Source organism: Rathayibacter sp. AY2B9, from assembly GCF_002931595.1.
In the GTDB taxonomy this organism is placed as follows: domain Bacteria; phylum Actinomycetota; class Actinomycetes; order Actinomycetales; family Microbacteriaceae; genus Rathayibacter.
The window spans coordinates 1-14,378 of record NZ_PSUB01000002.1 but is presented as its reverse complement, the minus strand read 5'-3'; the positions used below and the strand labels follow the sequence as shown (position 1 = coordinate 14,378).

The window sequence follows — 14,378 nt, the reverse complement described above, 5'->3', positions numbered from 1 at the left end:
CGCTCGCAGCACGACGGAGGCCGGGAGGCCCGGACGGCCCTCCCGGGCAGTCGGTCCTTCCGGCCTCCGGGATGCAGGCGTGCGGCGGGCGGTCAGTCGCGCGAGGTCGAGAACGCCGCGTCGAAGGCGTCGGCCGGCGGCGTGATCGCGTTGAGCTTCCTCACGAAGGCCAGGGCCTCGGGGGCGCCGTCGAGGCGGTCCATGCCGGCGTCCTCCCACTCGACGCTGGTCGGGCCGGTGTAGCCGATCGCGTTGAGCGCGCGGAACACCGGCTCCCACGGGACGGCGCCGTGCCCGGTCGAGACGAAGGTCCACCCTCGGCGCGGGTTCGCCCACGGCAGGTGCGAGCCGAGGACGCCGTTGCGGCCGTCGAGGTTGGTGACCGACTCCTTCACGTGCACGTGGAAGATGTGGTCGGCGAAGTCGAGCACGAACGCGACGCTGTCGAGCTGCTGCCAGACGAAGTGCGACGGGTCGAAGTTGAAGCCGAACGAGGCGCGGTGGCCGATCGCCTCTAGGGTGCGCTTAGCGGTCCAGTAGTCGTAGGCGATCTCGCTCGGGTGCACCTCGAGCGCGTAGCGGACGCCGACCTCCTCGAAGACGTCGAGGATCGGGTTCCAGCGGTCGGCGAAGTCCTGGTAGCCGGCGGCGATCCACTCGTCGGAGGCGGGCGGGAACATGGCCACGCCCTTCCAGATCGACGAGCCGGAGAAGCCGTTGACCTGCGTCACGCCGAGCGCGGCGGCGAAGCGCGCGGTGTCCTTGAGGTCCTGGGCGGCGCGCTGCCGGACGCCCTCGGGGTCGCCGTCGCCCCAGACGCGGTCGCTGAGGATGTCGCGGTGGCGCTCGTCGATCGGGTCGTCGCAGACCGCCTGGCCGGTGAGGTGGTTCGAGATGGCGAAGACCTGGAGGCCGTTGCGCTCGAGGATGTCCTTGCGGCTCTGCACGTACTCCGCGTCGTCCCAGCGGGCGACGTCGATGTGGTCGCCCCAGCACGCGATCTCGAGGCCGTCGTAGCCCCACTCCCCCGCGAGGCGGGCCACCTCCTCGAAGGGGAGGTCCGCCCACTGGCCGGTGAAGAGGGTGATCGGTCGCGTCATCGCGGATTCCTAACTCTCGACTCCCGCGCGCCGTCGCACCGGGAGAGGTAATTTGAGGGTCCACGCAACATATCAGGCACTCCCGCGAGCCCGAAAGGAACCGATCATCGCCCCGATCGCCGGCGCACTGTCGCGCACGCCCACCCTCGTCACCGCCACTGCGGCCCCGACCTGGGAGGAGGGCCTGATCGTCGGCAGCGGCCGCGTCGGCGCCGTGGTGCACGGCCCGGCCGACTCCCTGACCGTCCCGCTCGCCCACGAGCGCTGGTTCCTCCCCGTCAATCCGCGCCCGGACGCGCCCGACCTCGCCGGCGTCCGCGACGAGCTGCGCGGCGCCCTGCTGGCCGGCGACTCCGACACCGCCACCGCCCTGCTCGCCCGCGCCGCCCGCGACAGCGGCTACGACGGCGGCCTGATCTGGACCGACCCGCTCGGCCTCTGCGCGACCGTCACGCTGCGTACCCCCGGCGGTGTCGCCTCCGCGGTCCGCCTGATCGATCCGCTCGGCGGCGAGGCCGCGGTGGAGTGGACCGACGAGGACGGCGGCCGCCACGCCGTGCGCCTGCTCGCCCCGCACGGCGGCGAGGGCGTCCGGCTGGCTCTGGAGTCCTCCGCGGACACCGTCGTCACCGTCGAGCTCGCGCTCGGGGCCGGCGAGGCGACCTCCTTCGACACCGGCGTGCCCGACGCCTCGGTCGTGGTCTCGTCGCACGTCGAGGGCGGCGCCTCCGCGGTGCTCACGGCCGAGGCGGGCGAGGGCCCGACCGCGATCCGCGCCGTGACGCGGGCGACGAGCGGAGCGACGTGGCGCGTGGCCGGGGGCGCCGCCGTCTCGGACGTGGAGATCTCCGCGGGGGTCGCCCGCGTGCTCCGGCTGGACGTCGCGATCGGCGTGGCTCCCGACGCCTCCGCCGACCTCTCCTGGGCGGAGCTGCGCGAGGCCCAGCGCGAGGGGCACGGCCGGCTGGTCGGCGCCTCCGTGCTGGATCTCGACGGCGCCTCCGACGCCGAGCTGACCGAGGACCTGTGGGACGCCGCCCGCGCCGGCGACGAGGGCGCGCGCCGCCGCGTCGTCGAGCTCGCGTACCTCAGCGGCCGCGCGAACATCGTCGCGTCGACCGGCGAGCTGCCGCCGACGCTGCAGGGCGTCTGGCAGGGCACCTGGCGGCCGGCCTGGTCGGCCGACTACACGCTGAACGGCAACGTGCAGAACGGCGCGATGGCGGGGATGATCCCGACCGGCACGCCCGAGCTGGCGCTGTCGATCCTGGAGCTGGTGCTGCCGCACCTCGACGACTACCGCGAGAACGCGCGCCTCGTCTACGGGGCGGAGGGGATGCTCCTGCCGTCGCGGATGTCGACGCACGGCCGCGCCGACCACTTCGCGGCGAGCTACCCGCACCTGTTCTGGACCGGCTGCGGCGGCTGGGTGCTGCGCCTCGCCGCCGACGCCGTCGCCGCGACGGGCGACCGCGGCATCGTGGACGACCGGCTGTGGGAGCTGGCCGAGGGCGTGCTCCGCTTCGCCGAGACCGGGACGACCGTGGTCGACGGGGTGCGCCGGATCGTCCCCTCCTACTCCCCCGAGAACACACCGGGTGGTGCGCGCTCGCCGATAGCGGTCGATGCGACGATCGACGTCGCCGTGCTGCGGGACGCCGCGCGGGCGACGGCGCTGCTCGGCCGGGCCCGCGGCGACGACTCGCTCGACGAGCGCTGGGCGCGGGTGGTCGCGGAGCTGCCGGAGTACCGGGTCGCCGAGGACGGCACGCTGGCGGAGTGGATCGACCCGCGGTTCGCGGAGGAGATCGCGCACCGGCACGCGTCGCAGCTGTACCCGCTCTGGTACGCGGGCGACGCGGCCTTCGAGGGCCCCGGCGCCTCCGCGGTGCGGATGCGGGCCGCCGCGGCGGCGACGGTGGCGGCGAAGATCGCGTGGCGGGCCGAGGCGCCGACCGCTCCTCCCGGGCGGATGGAGATGGCGTTCGGGCTGGTGCAGGTGGGCGTCGCGGCGGCGGCGCTGGGTGACGGGGAGGCGGCGCTGACCTGCGCGGAGTGGCTCGCGGTCGAGCACTGGTCACCGACGCTGACGACCCTGCACGACGCGGGGCGGATCTTCAACCTCGACGCCAGTGGCGGACTGCCGGGGCTCGTGGCGGCGATGCTGCTGGGATCGGATGACGAGACGCTGACGGTGCTGCCGGCACTGCCGTCCGCGTGGGCGCGGGGTGCCGTGACGGGGCTGCGCGCGCGCGGCGGGGTGGTCGTGGACCGGCTGGAGTGGTCGCCGGGGCGGGCGACGCTGTGGGTGCGGCGGGTGCCGAGCGCGGAGTGGCTGGCACCGGCGGGCGGGACGCGGGTGCGCACGCTGCGCGACGCGGTGCTGCGCGTCGACGGGCGCGAGGTGTCGGGCGGGCTGGAGCTCGGTGCGGAGGCGGTGCGCGTCGACGTGGAGTGGCGCGGCTGAGGGCGCTGCGGAGGGTCCGGCTGCGGCACGCGGAACGAGCTCCGGTCCGCCGACGGAGGCGGAGCAGCGCACCGGGTGTCGTCCCGGCTGGCCGCCGGACCCGCCGTGCGGCTGCGTCGACGTGAGGACGAGACGCGAGCCGGATGCGGTGGGTGGGGTCAGCTCCGCGAGTGCCCGTAGCGGTCGTAGACGCGGTTGCGGGCCGCCCGCTCGGCGGCGGGCAGGCGCTGCGCGTCGGCGATCTCGTAGACGCCGAAGGTGTCGCGCAGACGCGAGGCCGGGTCGACCTCGACGAAGGTGCACCAGGGCAGCCAGTGGTGGTGGCTGCGCAGGGTCTGGGTCGCGAAGTCGCCGCTCTCGTGGCCGAGGCCGGGCATCGCGTAGCCGATGCTGCCGTCGACGTCGGTCGACTGGCGGGTGTTGCGGTGCAGGAACTCGGCGAAATCGAGGTAGTGCTCGTCGCCCGTGATCAGGTGCAGTCGGTAGTAGCTGTACGAGCAGGCCGCCATGTAGACGTCGGCGCCGCCGCCGAGGGTGATGATGCTCTGTCCGCTGATCGAGTACCGGTTGAAGGGATGCGCCCAGGGCGCGCGGACCGGGAAGGACCACGCGTAGGTCCAGGTCTCCGTGTAGTCGGCGGCGCGGACGGCGCCCTCCAGCCAGCGCGGCTCCTCCGTCAGGTCGTACAGCGCGAGGAAGCCGAACAGCCCGTAGATGCCCGCCTCCTTGTCCTGGATGTCGGCGTTGTCGCAGGTGCCGCCGCGGTACTCCAGCGTGCGGTGGATGTTCGCGAACGACCACTCGCCGGCGCGCACGGCGGACGCGCGGTAGCGCCCCTCCCCCGTCACGAGGTGCAGCTGCACGAGGAAGCGGATCACGCTCGGGGTGTTCGAGCGCGAGTCCATCCGCACCGAGCCGTCGGCGTTGTAGGCGCGGTGGAAGCTGCCGTCGGCGTCCTGAACGACGAGCAGCCAGTCGGCGGTCCGCCGGCAGAACTCGAGCCAGAGCGGGCGCTCGTCGCCGAGGTCGCGCAGGTGCAGGTAGGCGTCGAGGATCGCCTCGACGCCGTCGGCGAGCATCCGCAGGTAGTGCGGGTACGGCTCGAAGCCGCCGAGCGAGGGGTTGAAGCACATCCGCGGCGGGCCCGACTCGGGCAGCGCGGTCCGCGCCCAGAAGTCGACGATGCCGACGCCCTGCTCGAACGCCTCCGGCACGCCCTCGCGGTCGCCGTAGCGCAGCAGCTGGTAGCCGATGCCGGGCTGCTGTCCGACGAAGCCGAACTGGAAGGAGACGCTCGAGACGTCGAGGTCCGGCAGCTGGCAGGCGAACGGCAGGCCCCAGGAGTCGCCGTAGCGGCGGGTGAGGCGCTGGAGGATCGCCATGCCGTGGTGGAAGTGCCGCTCGTTGTCGACCTCGAACAGGTCGTCGCGGAGCCGGGCGTAGGTGGTGCGCCAGGTGGCGCGCATCATCGTCGCGAAGTCGTCGTACCGGCCGAGGTCGACCGCGACGGCGTAGCGCTGGCGGAAGCCGACCTCGACCGGGTGGTTCACCCGCTGCAGGGCCTTCGGGGCGGCGTCGTAGTCGAGGCCGGAGTAGGGGTTGTCGATCGGGCGCTCGCCGTCGGCGCCCGGGTGGACGTAGTCGATCGACAGGCCCGCGGGCGGCACGTCGAGCGGGGTCCGCACGCCGAAGCCGTAGTAGAGGTAGTTCAGCGTCGTGCCCTGCGGGCGGCTCAGGCCGATCGAGCCGACGGTGCACTCCGGGTCGGTGAAGTTCTCCGAGCGGACCACGTCCAGGCGCGGCAGCGTCGCGTCGGCCGCCCAGCGCGAGAGCGCCACGGTCTCGCCGGTCGCGAGGCTCTGCGCGGCGAACAGAGGCAGCGCGTAGTGCGTCTCGGTGCGCCAGAAGTACTCGCTGCCGGGGTCGCGGCCCATCGCGTCGGCGGGCCCGAAGGCGTTGTCGCGGTACCAGGCGCCGGGGGCGAAGCACTCGTAGTCGCGGAGGTCGTCGGACCCGGTCAGCCCGAGCGAGACGGCGGTGGAGAAGCCGAGGTCGCCGCCGGCCGCCAGCACCTCGACGTCGCGGTGCACGGAGAAGCCGTCGCCCGCGACGCGCCAGACGTCGGTGACGGCGAAGGCCGACCCGGAGCGGACGGTGATCGTCCCGCTCGCGGTGATCGCCCCCTCCGACAGCGAGACGGCGTCGTAGGGCGCGCCGGAGTACTCGCTGATCGCGGCGACGGTCTTGACCGTGACGCGCAGCGGCCGGTCGTTCGCGTAGAGGACGCGCTCGCCCGCGAGCACCTCGAGGCCGCCCGCCTCGACGCGGAGGGTGTAGTCGCCGGAGCGCAGTTCCACGGTGGTCCCTTCCCGGAGGGTCATCTCAGCTCTTCTCGTCGTGCGCGCGGGGGCCGGCCGATGGGGCGGCCCCCGCCGGCTCGTCCTCGAGCCGCTGCGCCCCGGGATCGAAGCGCCGCGAGCCCGGCCGGAACAGCAGCGCGACGCCGCCCTCGACCAGGCCCGCGAGCAGCAGCAGGATCGCGAACGGGATCAGCGAGATCTCGGCCCACGCGCCCATCACCGGCATCACCAGTCCGGCCGCCGTGAAGCTGACCGTGCCGAGGATCGCTGTGACGCTGCCCGCCTCGCTCGACGGGCCCTGCAGCGAGAGGTACTGCACCGGGGCGAAGCCGAGCGAGCGGCCGGCCAGCGCGAACGTCAGCGCGCCGACGACGACGAGCAGCGGCTGCGTGCCGGTGAGCGCGAGCACCGCGACCACGACGGCGCCGAGCGCCGTGACGATCGCCGAGGCGGACATCGCGAACCGGGGTCCGAACCGGGGCACGATCACCCGTCCCGTCGTCTGCCCGACCGCGATCGTCACGAGCGAGGTGACCAGGAACAGCAGCCCGTACAGGTCGGGCCCGACCGCGTAGACGTTCGTGTAGAGGAAGGGAGCGGTCGCGAGATACGCGAAGCCGACCGACCAGCCCGCGGCCGAGGCGGCGGCGAGCGCCAGCACGCGCGGCCGGCGGAGCATCCCGAAGGAGTTGCGCAGCGACGGGCCGAGCCCGCCCTGGTGCCGCCGCTCGCGGGGCAGCGTCTCGGGCAGCACCAGGAGCGCGATCACGGTCGCGAGCGCTCCCCAGGCGGCGACCGCGAGGAAGGAGCCGCGCCAGTCGATCACCTTGGTCAGCTGCGCGCCGACGGAAGGCACCAGGATCGGGAAGACCGAGACGATCACGGCGAGGTTCGCGAGCATCGTGACGAGCCGCTTGCCGCTGTAGAGGTCGCGGACGATGGCGGTGACGACGACACCCGCGGCGGTGCAGGCGGCGCCCTGGACGAAGCGGGCCGAGAGCAGCACGGCGGTGTCGGAGGTCATCGCCGCGACGAGGCTCGCCGCGATGTGCAGCGCCGCCGAGACGCCGAGCGGCCACTTGCGGCCGACCGCGTCGCTGAGCGGTCCTGAGACGAGCTGGCCGGCCGCGAAGCCGAAGGTGGCGCCGGTGACGACCAGCTGGGCGGTCGCCACCGAGACGCCGAGATCGTCCTGCAGCGTCGGCAGGAACGGCAGCACCAGGTCGATGGTGAGCGGCCCGAAGCCGACGAGCATCGCGAAGATCGGCAGCAGGAGGCGGCCGCGAGGCATCGCCCGGACGGCGGGGGAGGCGGTGGAGGCGGTCATGAGCGCGGAGCGCAGGTCACGGAGGGGATCCTGTCCATCAGCTCCCGGCCGAGACCGGGAAGTAGAGCGAGAAGGGTTCGTCGACGACCTCGTGCAGAGGCCGGAAGCGGACGGCGGCGGGCTGGCCGACGGCGCGGTAGCCGCGCAGCCACTGGGTCCACTGCCGCTCGTTGTCGGGGGCGAGCAGGGCGGGGGCGTCCTCGAGGCGCCCCCGCAGCGCGATCTCGCGGTCGACGAGGCCGGCCAGCACGATCGGGCCCTCGACGAAGGCGACCGTGCCCGGCTCGTCCGGGATCGGCACGGCGCGGATCTCGGTGCCGAAGGCGAGGTCGACGCTCGTGCGGCCGCCGGGGTGCTCGATCAGGAGCGCGCCGTCGCCCGCCCGGACGCGCTCGGCGTCGCCCGCGACCCCCGGCTCGCCGACGGTCCACTCCGGCACCCGCAGCCGCACGTGCAGCGCGACCCCCTCCTCCGAGACGATCTCGACCCGGATCCGCGAGGCGGTGGGGCGGTGCACGTCGCCCGCGGCACCCGCGTTGGCGTCCGGGCCGACGTAGCCGGCGGTGTCGAGCACCTCGACCCGCACCGCCGCGTCGCCGGCGGCGGTCGGCAGGCGCAGACTCGCGTCGACGTGCTGCGCGATCGTCAGCTCGGCGTCGCCGCCGCGGTAGAAGACGAGCCCGGAGTGGCGCGTGTGCGCCTGCACCAGCGTGCCGTGGCAGCACCAGAAGTCCTCGGTCGGGCTGCCCCAGTCCTTGCGGGCGCCGCCCTCGAGCGGCAGGAAGTAGGCGACCATCCCGGTCCGCGGGTTCTGCTGGGCGAGGAGGCCGTTCCAGAGGTTCCGCTCGATGTAGTCGGCGTAGGCGAGGTCGCCGGTCCAGCGCAGCAGCACGTCGGCCAGCCGGATCATGTTGTAGACGACGCAGTGCTCCTGCGTCTTCTCGCCGCGGCGAGCGGCGAACGCGAAGGGCGGCGTCCAGATCTCGCCGGAGGTCTGACCGCCCGTGCAGAAAGTGCCGCGGAGGGTGACCGCCTGCTCCCAGTAGGCCTCGACGATCCTCCGCCAGCGCTCGTCGCCGGTGACCTCGTAGGCGCGGGCGGCGCCGAGGACCTCGGGGATCGTGGTGTTGGCGTGCATGTTGGTCAGCACGTCGCGGCCCTCGAGCAGGCCCTCGAAGAGGGAGCGGCGGTCGTAGCGGCCGAGCAGCTCGGTGTAGACGGGGTCGCCGGTGATCGCGAGGAGGTCGGCCCAGACCTCGAGCATGCCGCCGGTCTCGACCTCGAGGATCTCCTGGAACGCGGCGTCGTCGAATCCGCGGACCCACTCCAGCAGCGGGACCGTGGCGGCCCGCGCCATCCGCAGCGCCCGCTCGTCGCCGAGGTCGAGGTGCAGGTCGACGAGGCCCATCAGCAGCTTGTGCATCGCGTACTGCGGCGCCCAGACGGGGCGGCCGGTCGCGAGGCGGTCGAGGTAGCCGCGCGGGATCGCCCAGATCCAGCCGCCGCCGTTCTCCTCCTGGCAGCGCTCGAGTCCGTCGAGCACGGAGTCGATCCGGACGCGCAGCAGCGGGTCGCCGGTGACCGCCACCTCGCGGGCCGCTGCGGAGAGCCAGTGGCCGAGGAAGTGCCCGCGCAGCTGCGAGCCCGGCGTCTCCCAGCCCCAGTGCCGGTCGAGGCCGCGGGCCTCGCGCGAGTCCCGCGAGGGGTGCAGGTGCCAGCCCTGGTCGCCGATCCCGGCCTCGATCAGGAAGTTCTGCAGCAGCCCCTCGTCGGTGAGCGAGAGGAGGTAGTCGCGGTTGAGCCGCCGTCGCGCGTCGAGCACCCCGCGCTCCAGGCGGGTCTCGTGCGGGGCCGGGTGGGTCAGCGGCATGGGTGCTCCTCGTCGAGGCCGTGGGTGGTGGGGGTGAGCGGTGCGAGCGGTGGTCGATCGGCGCGGGTCGATCCGCGCGGTGGTCCATCCGACCGAGGGTCGAGATCGATCTCTCGCTGTACTCAGACCAGGATCGACGATAGGAATGGGGACATGCAATCCCCGAGAGTGATCCATCTCGTCGCCGATGACGTGTCCGCCCTCCTCACTCAGTCGGGAGGCGACCTGCCCGTGCTGCTGCACTGGGGTCCGCGACTCGACGCGAGCGACGACGATCTCGCAGCTTTCGCAAGAACTCCCGTGCGGACGGGGATCGAGGGCTCCTCCGACGTCCCCTACGAGCCCGGGATCCTGCCCGAGCACACCTTCGGCTGGGCCGGCCTGCCGGGTCTCCGGGTGCACCGGGAGGGCGCCGGCTGGTCGCCGAGGCTGACCGTGGACACCGTCTCGGTGGACGGGGAGGCCCTCGCGGAGGGCGCGGTCGCGCAGGCCGGCAGCGCCGCCGTGACCGTCGAGGCGCACGACGCGCAAGCCCGGATCGGGGTCGTCCTAGAGATCGTTCTCTCCCCTGCCGGACTGCTCAGGACCCGCGTCTCTGTCCGCAACGACGGCGCCGGGCACCTCGAGGTGATCGGCGTCGACCCCGCCCTCCGGATCCCGACCGAGGCCCGCGAGATCCTGGACTTCTCCGGCCGCTGGGGCACCGAGAAGATCCCCCAGCGCCACCCCGTCGTCACCGGCACCCACTCCCGCTCCTCGCGGCGCGGCCGCACCGGCCTGGACGCGACGACGGTCGTCGCGGTCGGCACCCCCGGCTTCGACTCCGCCGACGGGCGGGTCTGGCTCTGCCACGTCGGCATCGGCGGCAACCACGAGCACGCGGTGGAGCGCGGCGACGGCTGGCTCGCCTTCCGGGGCGGCGAGCTGCTCCTGCCCGGCGAGGTGCGCCTCGCGAGCGGCGAGAGCTACTCCTCCCCCTGGATCTCCGGCAGCTTCGGCCACGGCCTCGACGCCGCGGCCGCGCGCTTCCACGCCCACCTCCGCGGGGTCTCCCGCTCCTCGCGCCGGCCGCGCCCGGTGACGCTCAACGTCTGGGAGGCGGTCTACTTCGACCAGGACCTCGCCGTCCTCGCCGAGCTGGCCGACCGCGCCGCCGCCCTCGGGGTCGAGCGCTACGTGCTCGACGACGGCTGGTTCCTCGGCCGCAGCGACGACCGCGCCGGCCTCGGCGACTGGACGCCCGACCCCGTCGCCTGGCCCGACGGCCTCCTCCCCCTCGCCGAGCACGTCCGCGGCCTGGGCATGGAGTTCGGCCTCTGGGTCGAGCCCGAGATGATCAACGAGGACTCCGACCTCGCCCGCGCGCACCCCGACTGGATCCTGCGGGCCCGCGAGGAGCTGCCGCCGCGGTTCCGCTTCCAGCAGGTGCTCGACCTGACGAACCCCGACGCGTTCGCGCACATCCTCGGCGTGCTCGACGGCCTGGTCGCCGACCTCGGCGTCGCGTACCTCAAGTGGGACCACAACCGCGACCTGATCGACGCGGGCCACCCCGCCACCGGGACGGCCGCGGTGCACGAGCAGACGCTCGCGCTGTACCGGCTGATCGACGAGCTGCGCGCCCGGCACCCGGAGCTCGAGATCGAGAGCTGTGCCTCCGGCGGCGGCCGGGTCGACCTGGGGATCCTCGAGCGCACCGACCGCGTGCACACCTCCGACAACCAGGACCCGCTGGACCGCTCGCGGATGCTGCGCTGGACCGGGCTGCTCGTGCCGCCGGAGATGCTCGGCTCGCACGTCGCCTCGCCGGTCAACTCCGTCACCGGTCGCACCAGCGACCTGCACACCCGCTGCGCGATCGCCTTCCTCGGCCACTTCGGGATCGAGTGGGACCTCCGCGAGCTGGACGCGGAGGAGGAGCCCGTGCTGGCGGGCTGGATCGCGGCGTACCGCGAGCACCGCGGCCTGATCGCGACCGGCCGGGTCGTCGGGGGCGACGACTCCGACCCCGACGCGCCGTCGCTGCGCGGCGTCGTCGCGCCGGACGGCTCGGAGGCGCTGTACACGCTGGTCACGCCCGCGCTGACCGCGGACTCGCGCCGCCGCACCCGCCTCCCGGGCCTGGATCCGCGGGCGCGCTACCGGATCGAGACCGCGCGCCCCGGCTCGCTCGGCCCGCCCTGGCAGAGCCCGCACTGGCTGGAGTCGACGGTGCCGCTGGACTCCGACGCCCCGGCCCCCGCCTACCCGGGGAGCCTGCTGGGCGAGGCGGGCCTGGACCTGCCGACCTTCCACGCCGACCGCGCGATCGTCCTGCGGCTCGTCCGCGAGACCGCGTGAGCACCGCCGCCGACCCCGGCGTCCTCGACACCGCCGCCGCCGGAACCACCGCCGCCGACCCGTCCGCCACCACCCCGGAGCACCCCGTGAACAGCACCGTCACCGTCGACCTCGACCGCCCCGGCGCCACCATCAGCCGCCACCTCTACGGCCACTTCGCCGAGCACCTCGGCCGGTGCATCTACGACGGCTTCTGGGTCGGCGAGGACTCGCCCGTCCCGAACGAGGGCGGGATCCGCCTGGACGTCGTCGAGGCCCTCCGCGCCCTCGACATCCCCAACCTCCGCTGGCCCGGCGGCTGCTTCGCCGACCGCTACCACTGGACCAACGGCATCGGCCCGCGCGAGGAGCGCCCCGGCCTGATCAACACCCAGTGGGGCGGAGTCGCGGAGGACAACTCCTTCGGCACCCACGAGTTCATGGCGCTCTGCGAGCTGCTCGGCGCCGACGCCTACATCTCGGGCAACATCGGATCCGGCACCGTGCAGGAGATGGCGGACTGGGCCGAGTACCTCACCGGCGCGGGCAAGTCGCCGATGGCCGATCTGCGCCGCTCCCACGGCCGGGAGGAGCCGTGGACCGTCCGCTTCTGGGGGCTCGGCAACGAGACCTGGGGCTGCGGCGGCAACATGCGCGCCGGCGCCTACGCCGACCTGGCGCGGCAGTTCGGGACCTTCGTGCAGAGCGGCAACGACACTCCGCTCTACCGCGTGGCCGCCGGAGCCGACGGCGCCGACACCCACTGGACGCAGACGCTGATGGAGGTGATCCCCGAGATCGAGGGGCACCCCTTCTCCTCCGTGCCGTGGGAGTCGGTCTCGGTGCACTACTACACGATCGGCGGCAGCTGGCACGCGAAGGGCAGCGCGACCGACTTCGACGCCGACACCTACTGGAGCACGATCGTGGCCGCGCAGGGGATCGAGGAGCTGCTCCGCTCGCACGCCGCGGTGATGGACGTCCACGACCCCGAGAAGAAGTACGGGATGGTGCTCGACGAGTGGGGCACCTGGTGGGACGTGGAGCCGGGGACCCACCCGGGCTTCCTCTTCCAGCAGAACACGATCCGCGACGCGATGGTCGCGGCCTGGCACTTCGACGTCTTCCACGGCTTCGCCGACCGCCTGACGATGGCGAACATCGCGCAGACGGTGAACGTGCTGCAGGCGATGCTGCTGACGGACCCGGACGGCGGCGAGATGGTCCGCACGCCGACCTACCACGTGTTCGAGATGAACAAGGGGCACCACGACGCGACGGTGCTGCCGACCACGGTCGCCGGCCCGACGCACGCGGTCGACGGCCGCGAGATCCCCGTCGCCTCCGCCTCCGCCTCCACGAAGGACGGCCGCGTCCTGGTCTCGCTGACGAACGTCGACCTGGAGGAGCCGCTCGAGGTCTCCCTCGACTTCCGCGGTGGGACCGTGACCGGCGCGACCGGCCGCCTCCTCACCGCCGACCGCCCCGACGCGCACAACCGGCCCGGCGCCGCCGACGAGGTGAGCCCCGTCGCCCTCGAGGGCATCGAGACCACGGCGACAGGCCTGCGCGTCACGCTGCCCCCGCACTCCTTCGCGACCGTGACGCTGGAGCTGTCGTGATCGCCGCGCGCACGGAGGCCGCCCGCCGCCCGCCGATGGGCTGGAACAGCTGGGACTGCTTCGGCGCCTCGGTGACGGAGGAGGAGGTGCTCGCGAACGCCGAGTACCTCGCCGAGCACCTCCTGCCGCACGGCTGGGACACGGTCGTCGTCGACATCCAGTGGTACGAGCCCGATCCCGGCACGAGCGACTACCAGGAGGTGTCGGAGCCGGTGCTCGACGACTGGGGACGCCCGCAGCCCGCCGTCGGCCGCTTCCCCTCCGCGGCGACGGGCGGATTCACGGCGCTGGCCGCGCGCGTGCACGCCCTCGGCCTCCGCTTCGGCGTGCACCTGATGCGCGGCGTCCCCCGCCGAGCGGCCGAGCTCGGCCTGCCGGTGCTCGGGGCGGAGGCGACCTGCGCCGACATCGCCGACCGCGGGAACGTCTGCCCGTGGAACCCCGACAACTACGGAGTCGACATGAGCGCGCCCGGCGCGCAGCAGTACTGCGACTCCGTGATGGCGCAGCTGGCCTCGTGGGGCGTCGACTTCGTGAAGCTCGACGACGTGCTCTACCCGCCGATCCAGGCGGAGGAGATCGCCGCCCTCTCCCGCGCGATCGACGCGACCGGCCGCCCGATGGTGCTGAGCCTCTCCCCCGGCAAGCAGCTCTCGCTCGAGAACCTCGAGCTGCTGCGCTCGACCGCGCAGATGTGGCGGATCTCGGACGACTTCTGGGACGACTGGGCGCACCTGCACGAGCAGTTCCAGCGGGCCGCGCGCTGGGCGCCGCACCAGCGCCCCGGCGCGTGGGCCGACGCCGACATGCTGCCGCTGGGGCGGATCGGCGTGCGCGCGCACGTGGGCGAGGACCGGCTCTCGCGGTTCACGCCCGCGGAGCAGCGGACGCTCGTGACGCTGTGGTGCCTGCTCCGCTCGCCGCTGATCATGGGCGGGCACCTCCCGGACACGCCCGCCGACACCCTGGCGCTGCTGACGAACGACGACGTCCTCGCGCTGCTCGGCAGCGACGGCAGCCGCGAGATCGTCCGCGACGGCGACCTGGTGGTGTGGTCGGCGTGGCGCGGCGACGAGCAGTGGCGCGGAGTGTTCTGGCTGGGCTCGTCGGCGCGGTCCTACTCCGCTCATCTGGCCGACCTGGGCTGCTCCGGCGCGACCTCGGCCGTCGATGTGTGGAGCGGCGCCGAGCTGCCGATCGTCGGCGGCGCCGTCGAACTCGAGCTCGAGCCGCACGGCTGCCGCCTGCTGCGCCTGGCCTGACGCGCGGGCGCCGGCCGGGCGTCAGGCCAGGCGCAGCAGGCGGCAGCCGTG

Annotated in this window: 8 protein-coding genes; 4 read left to right on the top strand and 4 right to left on the bottom strand. The window is 73.8% G+C overall.

Annotation, left to right across the window (positions count from 1 at the left end; translation table 11 throughout):
* Positions 1-92 precede the first annotated feature (92 nt).
* Positions 93-1,100 (bottom strand): sugar phosphate isomerase/epimerase, encoded by a 1,008-nt coding sequence (locus C5C25_RS02770; protein WP_104226056.1) that lies wholly within the window; start codon positions 1,098-1,100, stop codon positions 93-95.
* 52 nt (positions 1,101-1,152) lie between these two features.
* Here C5C25_RS02770 and C5C25_RS02765 point away from each other — a divergent pair, with 52 nt between their 5' ends.
* Positions 1,153-3,567, top strand: coding sequence for a glycoside hydrolase family 95-like protein (locus tag C5C25_RS02765; RefSeq protein WP_146079416.1), 2,415 nt, complete (start codon positions 1,153-1,155; stop codon positions 3,565-3,567).
* A gap of 158 nt (positions 3,568-3,725) precedes the next feature.
* Here C5C25_RS02765 and C5C25_RS02760 read toward each other — a convergent pair whose 3' ends face one another.
* The 3 genes from C5C25_RS02760 to C5C25_RS02750 are packed head-to-tail and all read right to left on the bottom strand — an operon-like array spanning position 3,726 to position 9,124.
* Complete coding sequence (locus C5C25_RS02760; RefSeq protein WP_219814372.1) at positions 3,726-5,948, bottom strand: hypothetical protein; 2,223 nt, start codon at positions 5,946-5,948, stop codon at positions 3,726-3,728.
* 1 nt (position 5,949) lies between these two features.
* Complete coding sequence (locus tag C5C25_RS02755) at positions 5,950-7,254, bottom strand: multidrug effflux MFS transporter (RefSeq protein ID WP_104249664.1); 1,305 nt, start codon at positions 7,252-7,254, stop codon at positions 5,950-5,952.
* A 37-nt stretch (positions 7,255-7,291) separates the two neighbouring features.
* Entirely contained in the window at positions 7,292-9,124 is a 1,833-nt protein-coding gene (locus C5C25_RS02750; RefSeq protein ID WP_181133618.1) for a beta-L-arabinofuranosidase domain-containing protein, read from the bottom strand.
* 153 nt (positions 9,125-9,277) lie between these two features.
* On the opposite strand from C5C25_RS02750, the gene C5C25_RS02745 reads away from it, so the two are divergent.
* Genes C5C25_RS02745 through C5C25_RS02735 form a run of 3 tightly spaced genes read left to right on the top strand, consistent with a single transcriptional unit; the run spans position 9,278 to position 14,327 of the window.
* Complete coding sequence (locus C5C25_RS02745; protein ID WP_104249663.1) at positions 9,278-11,464, top strand: alpha-galactosidase; 2,187 nt, start codon at positions 9,278-9,280, stop codon at positions 11,462-11,464.
* On the top strand, positions 11,461-13,065 hold the full coding sequence (locus C5C25_RS02740; protein WP_308470782.1) for an alpha-L-arabinofuranosidase C-terminal domain-containing protein: 1,605 nt from the start codon (positions 11,461-11,463) through the stop codon (positions 13,063-13,065). Before C5C25_RS02745 ends, C5C25_RS02740 begins: the two co-directional genes overlap by 4 nt.
* Complete coding sequence (locus C5C25_RS02735) at positions 13,062-14,327, top strand: glycoside hydrolase family 27 protein (protein WP_258062972.1); 1,266 nt, start codon at positions 13,062-13,064, stop codon at positions 14,325-14,327. Before C5C25_RS02740 ends, C5C25_RS02735 begins: the two co-directional genes overlap by 4 nt.
* Positions 14,328-14,378 lie beyond the last annotated feature (51 nt).

Excerpts from the sequence above, each read along its gene's own strand:
- C5C25_RS02750 (WP_181133618.1), bottom strand. The coding sequence starts at position 9,124 with ATGCCGCTGACCCACCCGGCCCCGCACGAGACCCGCCTGGAGCGCGGG.
- C5C25_RS02760 (WP_219814372.1), bottom strand. The coding sequence starts at position 5,948 with ATGACCCTCCGGGAAGGGACCACCGTGGAACTGCGCTCCGGCGACTAC.
- C5C25_RS02755 (WP_104249664.1), bottom strand. The coding sequence starts at position 7,254 with ATGACCGCCTCCACCGCCTCCCCCGCCGTCCGGGCGATGCCTCGCGGC.
- C5C25_RS02745 (WP_104249663.1), top strand. The coding sequence starts at position 9,278 with ATGCAATCCCCGAGAGTGATCCATCTCGTCGCCGATGACGTGTCCGCC.
- C5C25_RS02770 (WP_104226056.1), bottom strand. The coding sequence starts at position 1,100 with ATGACGCGACCGATCACCCTCTTCACCGGCCAGTGGGCGGACCTCCCC.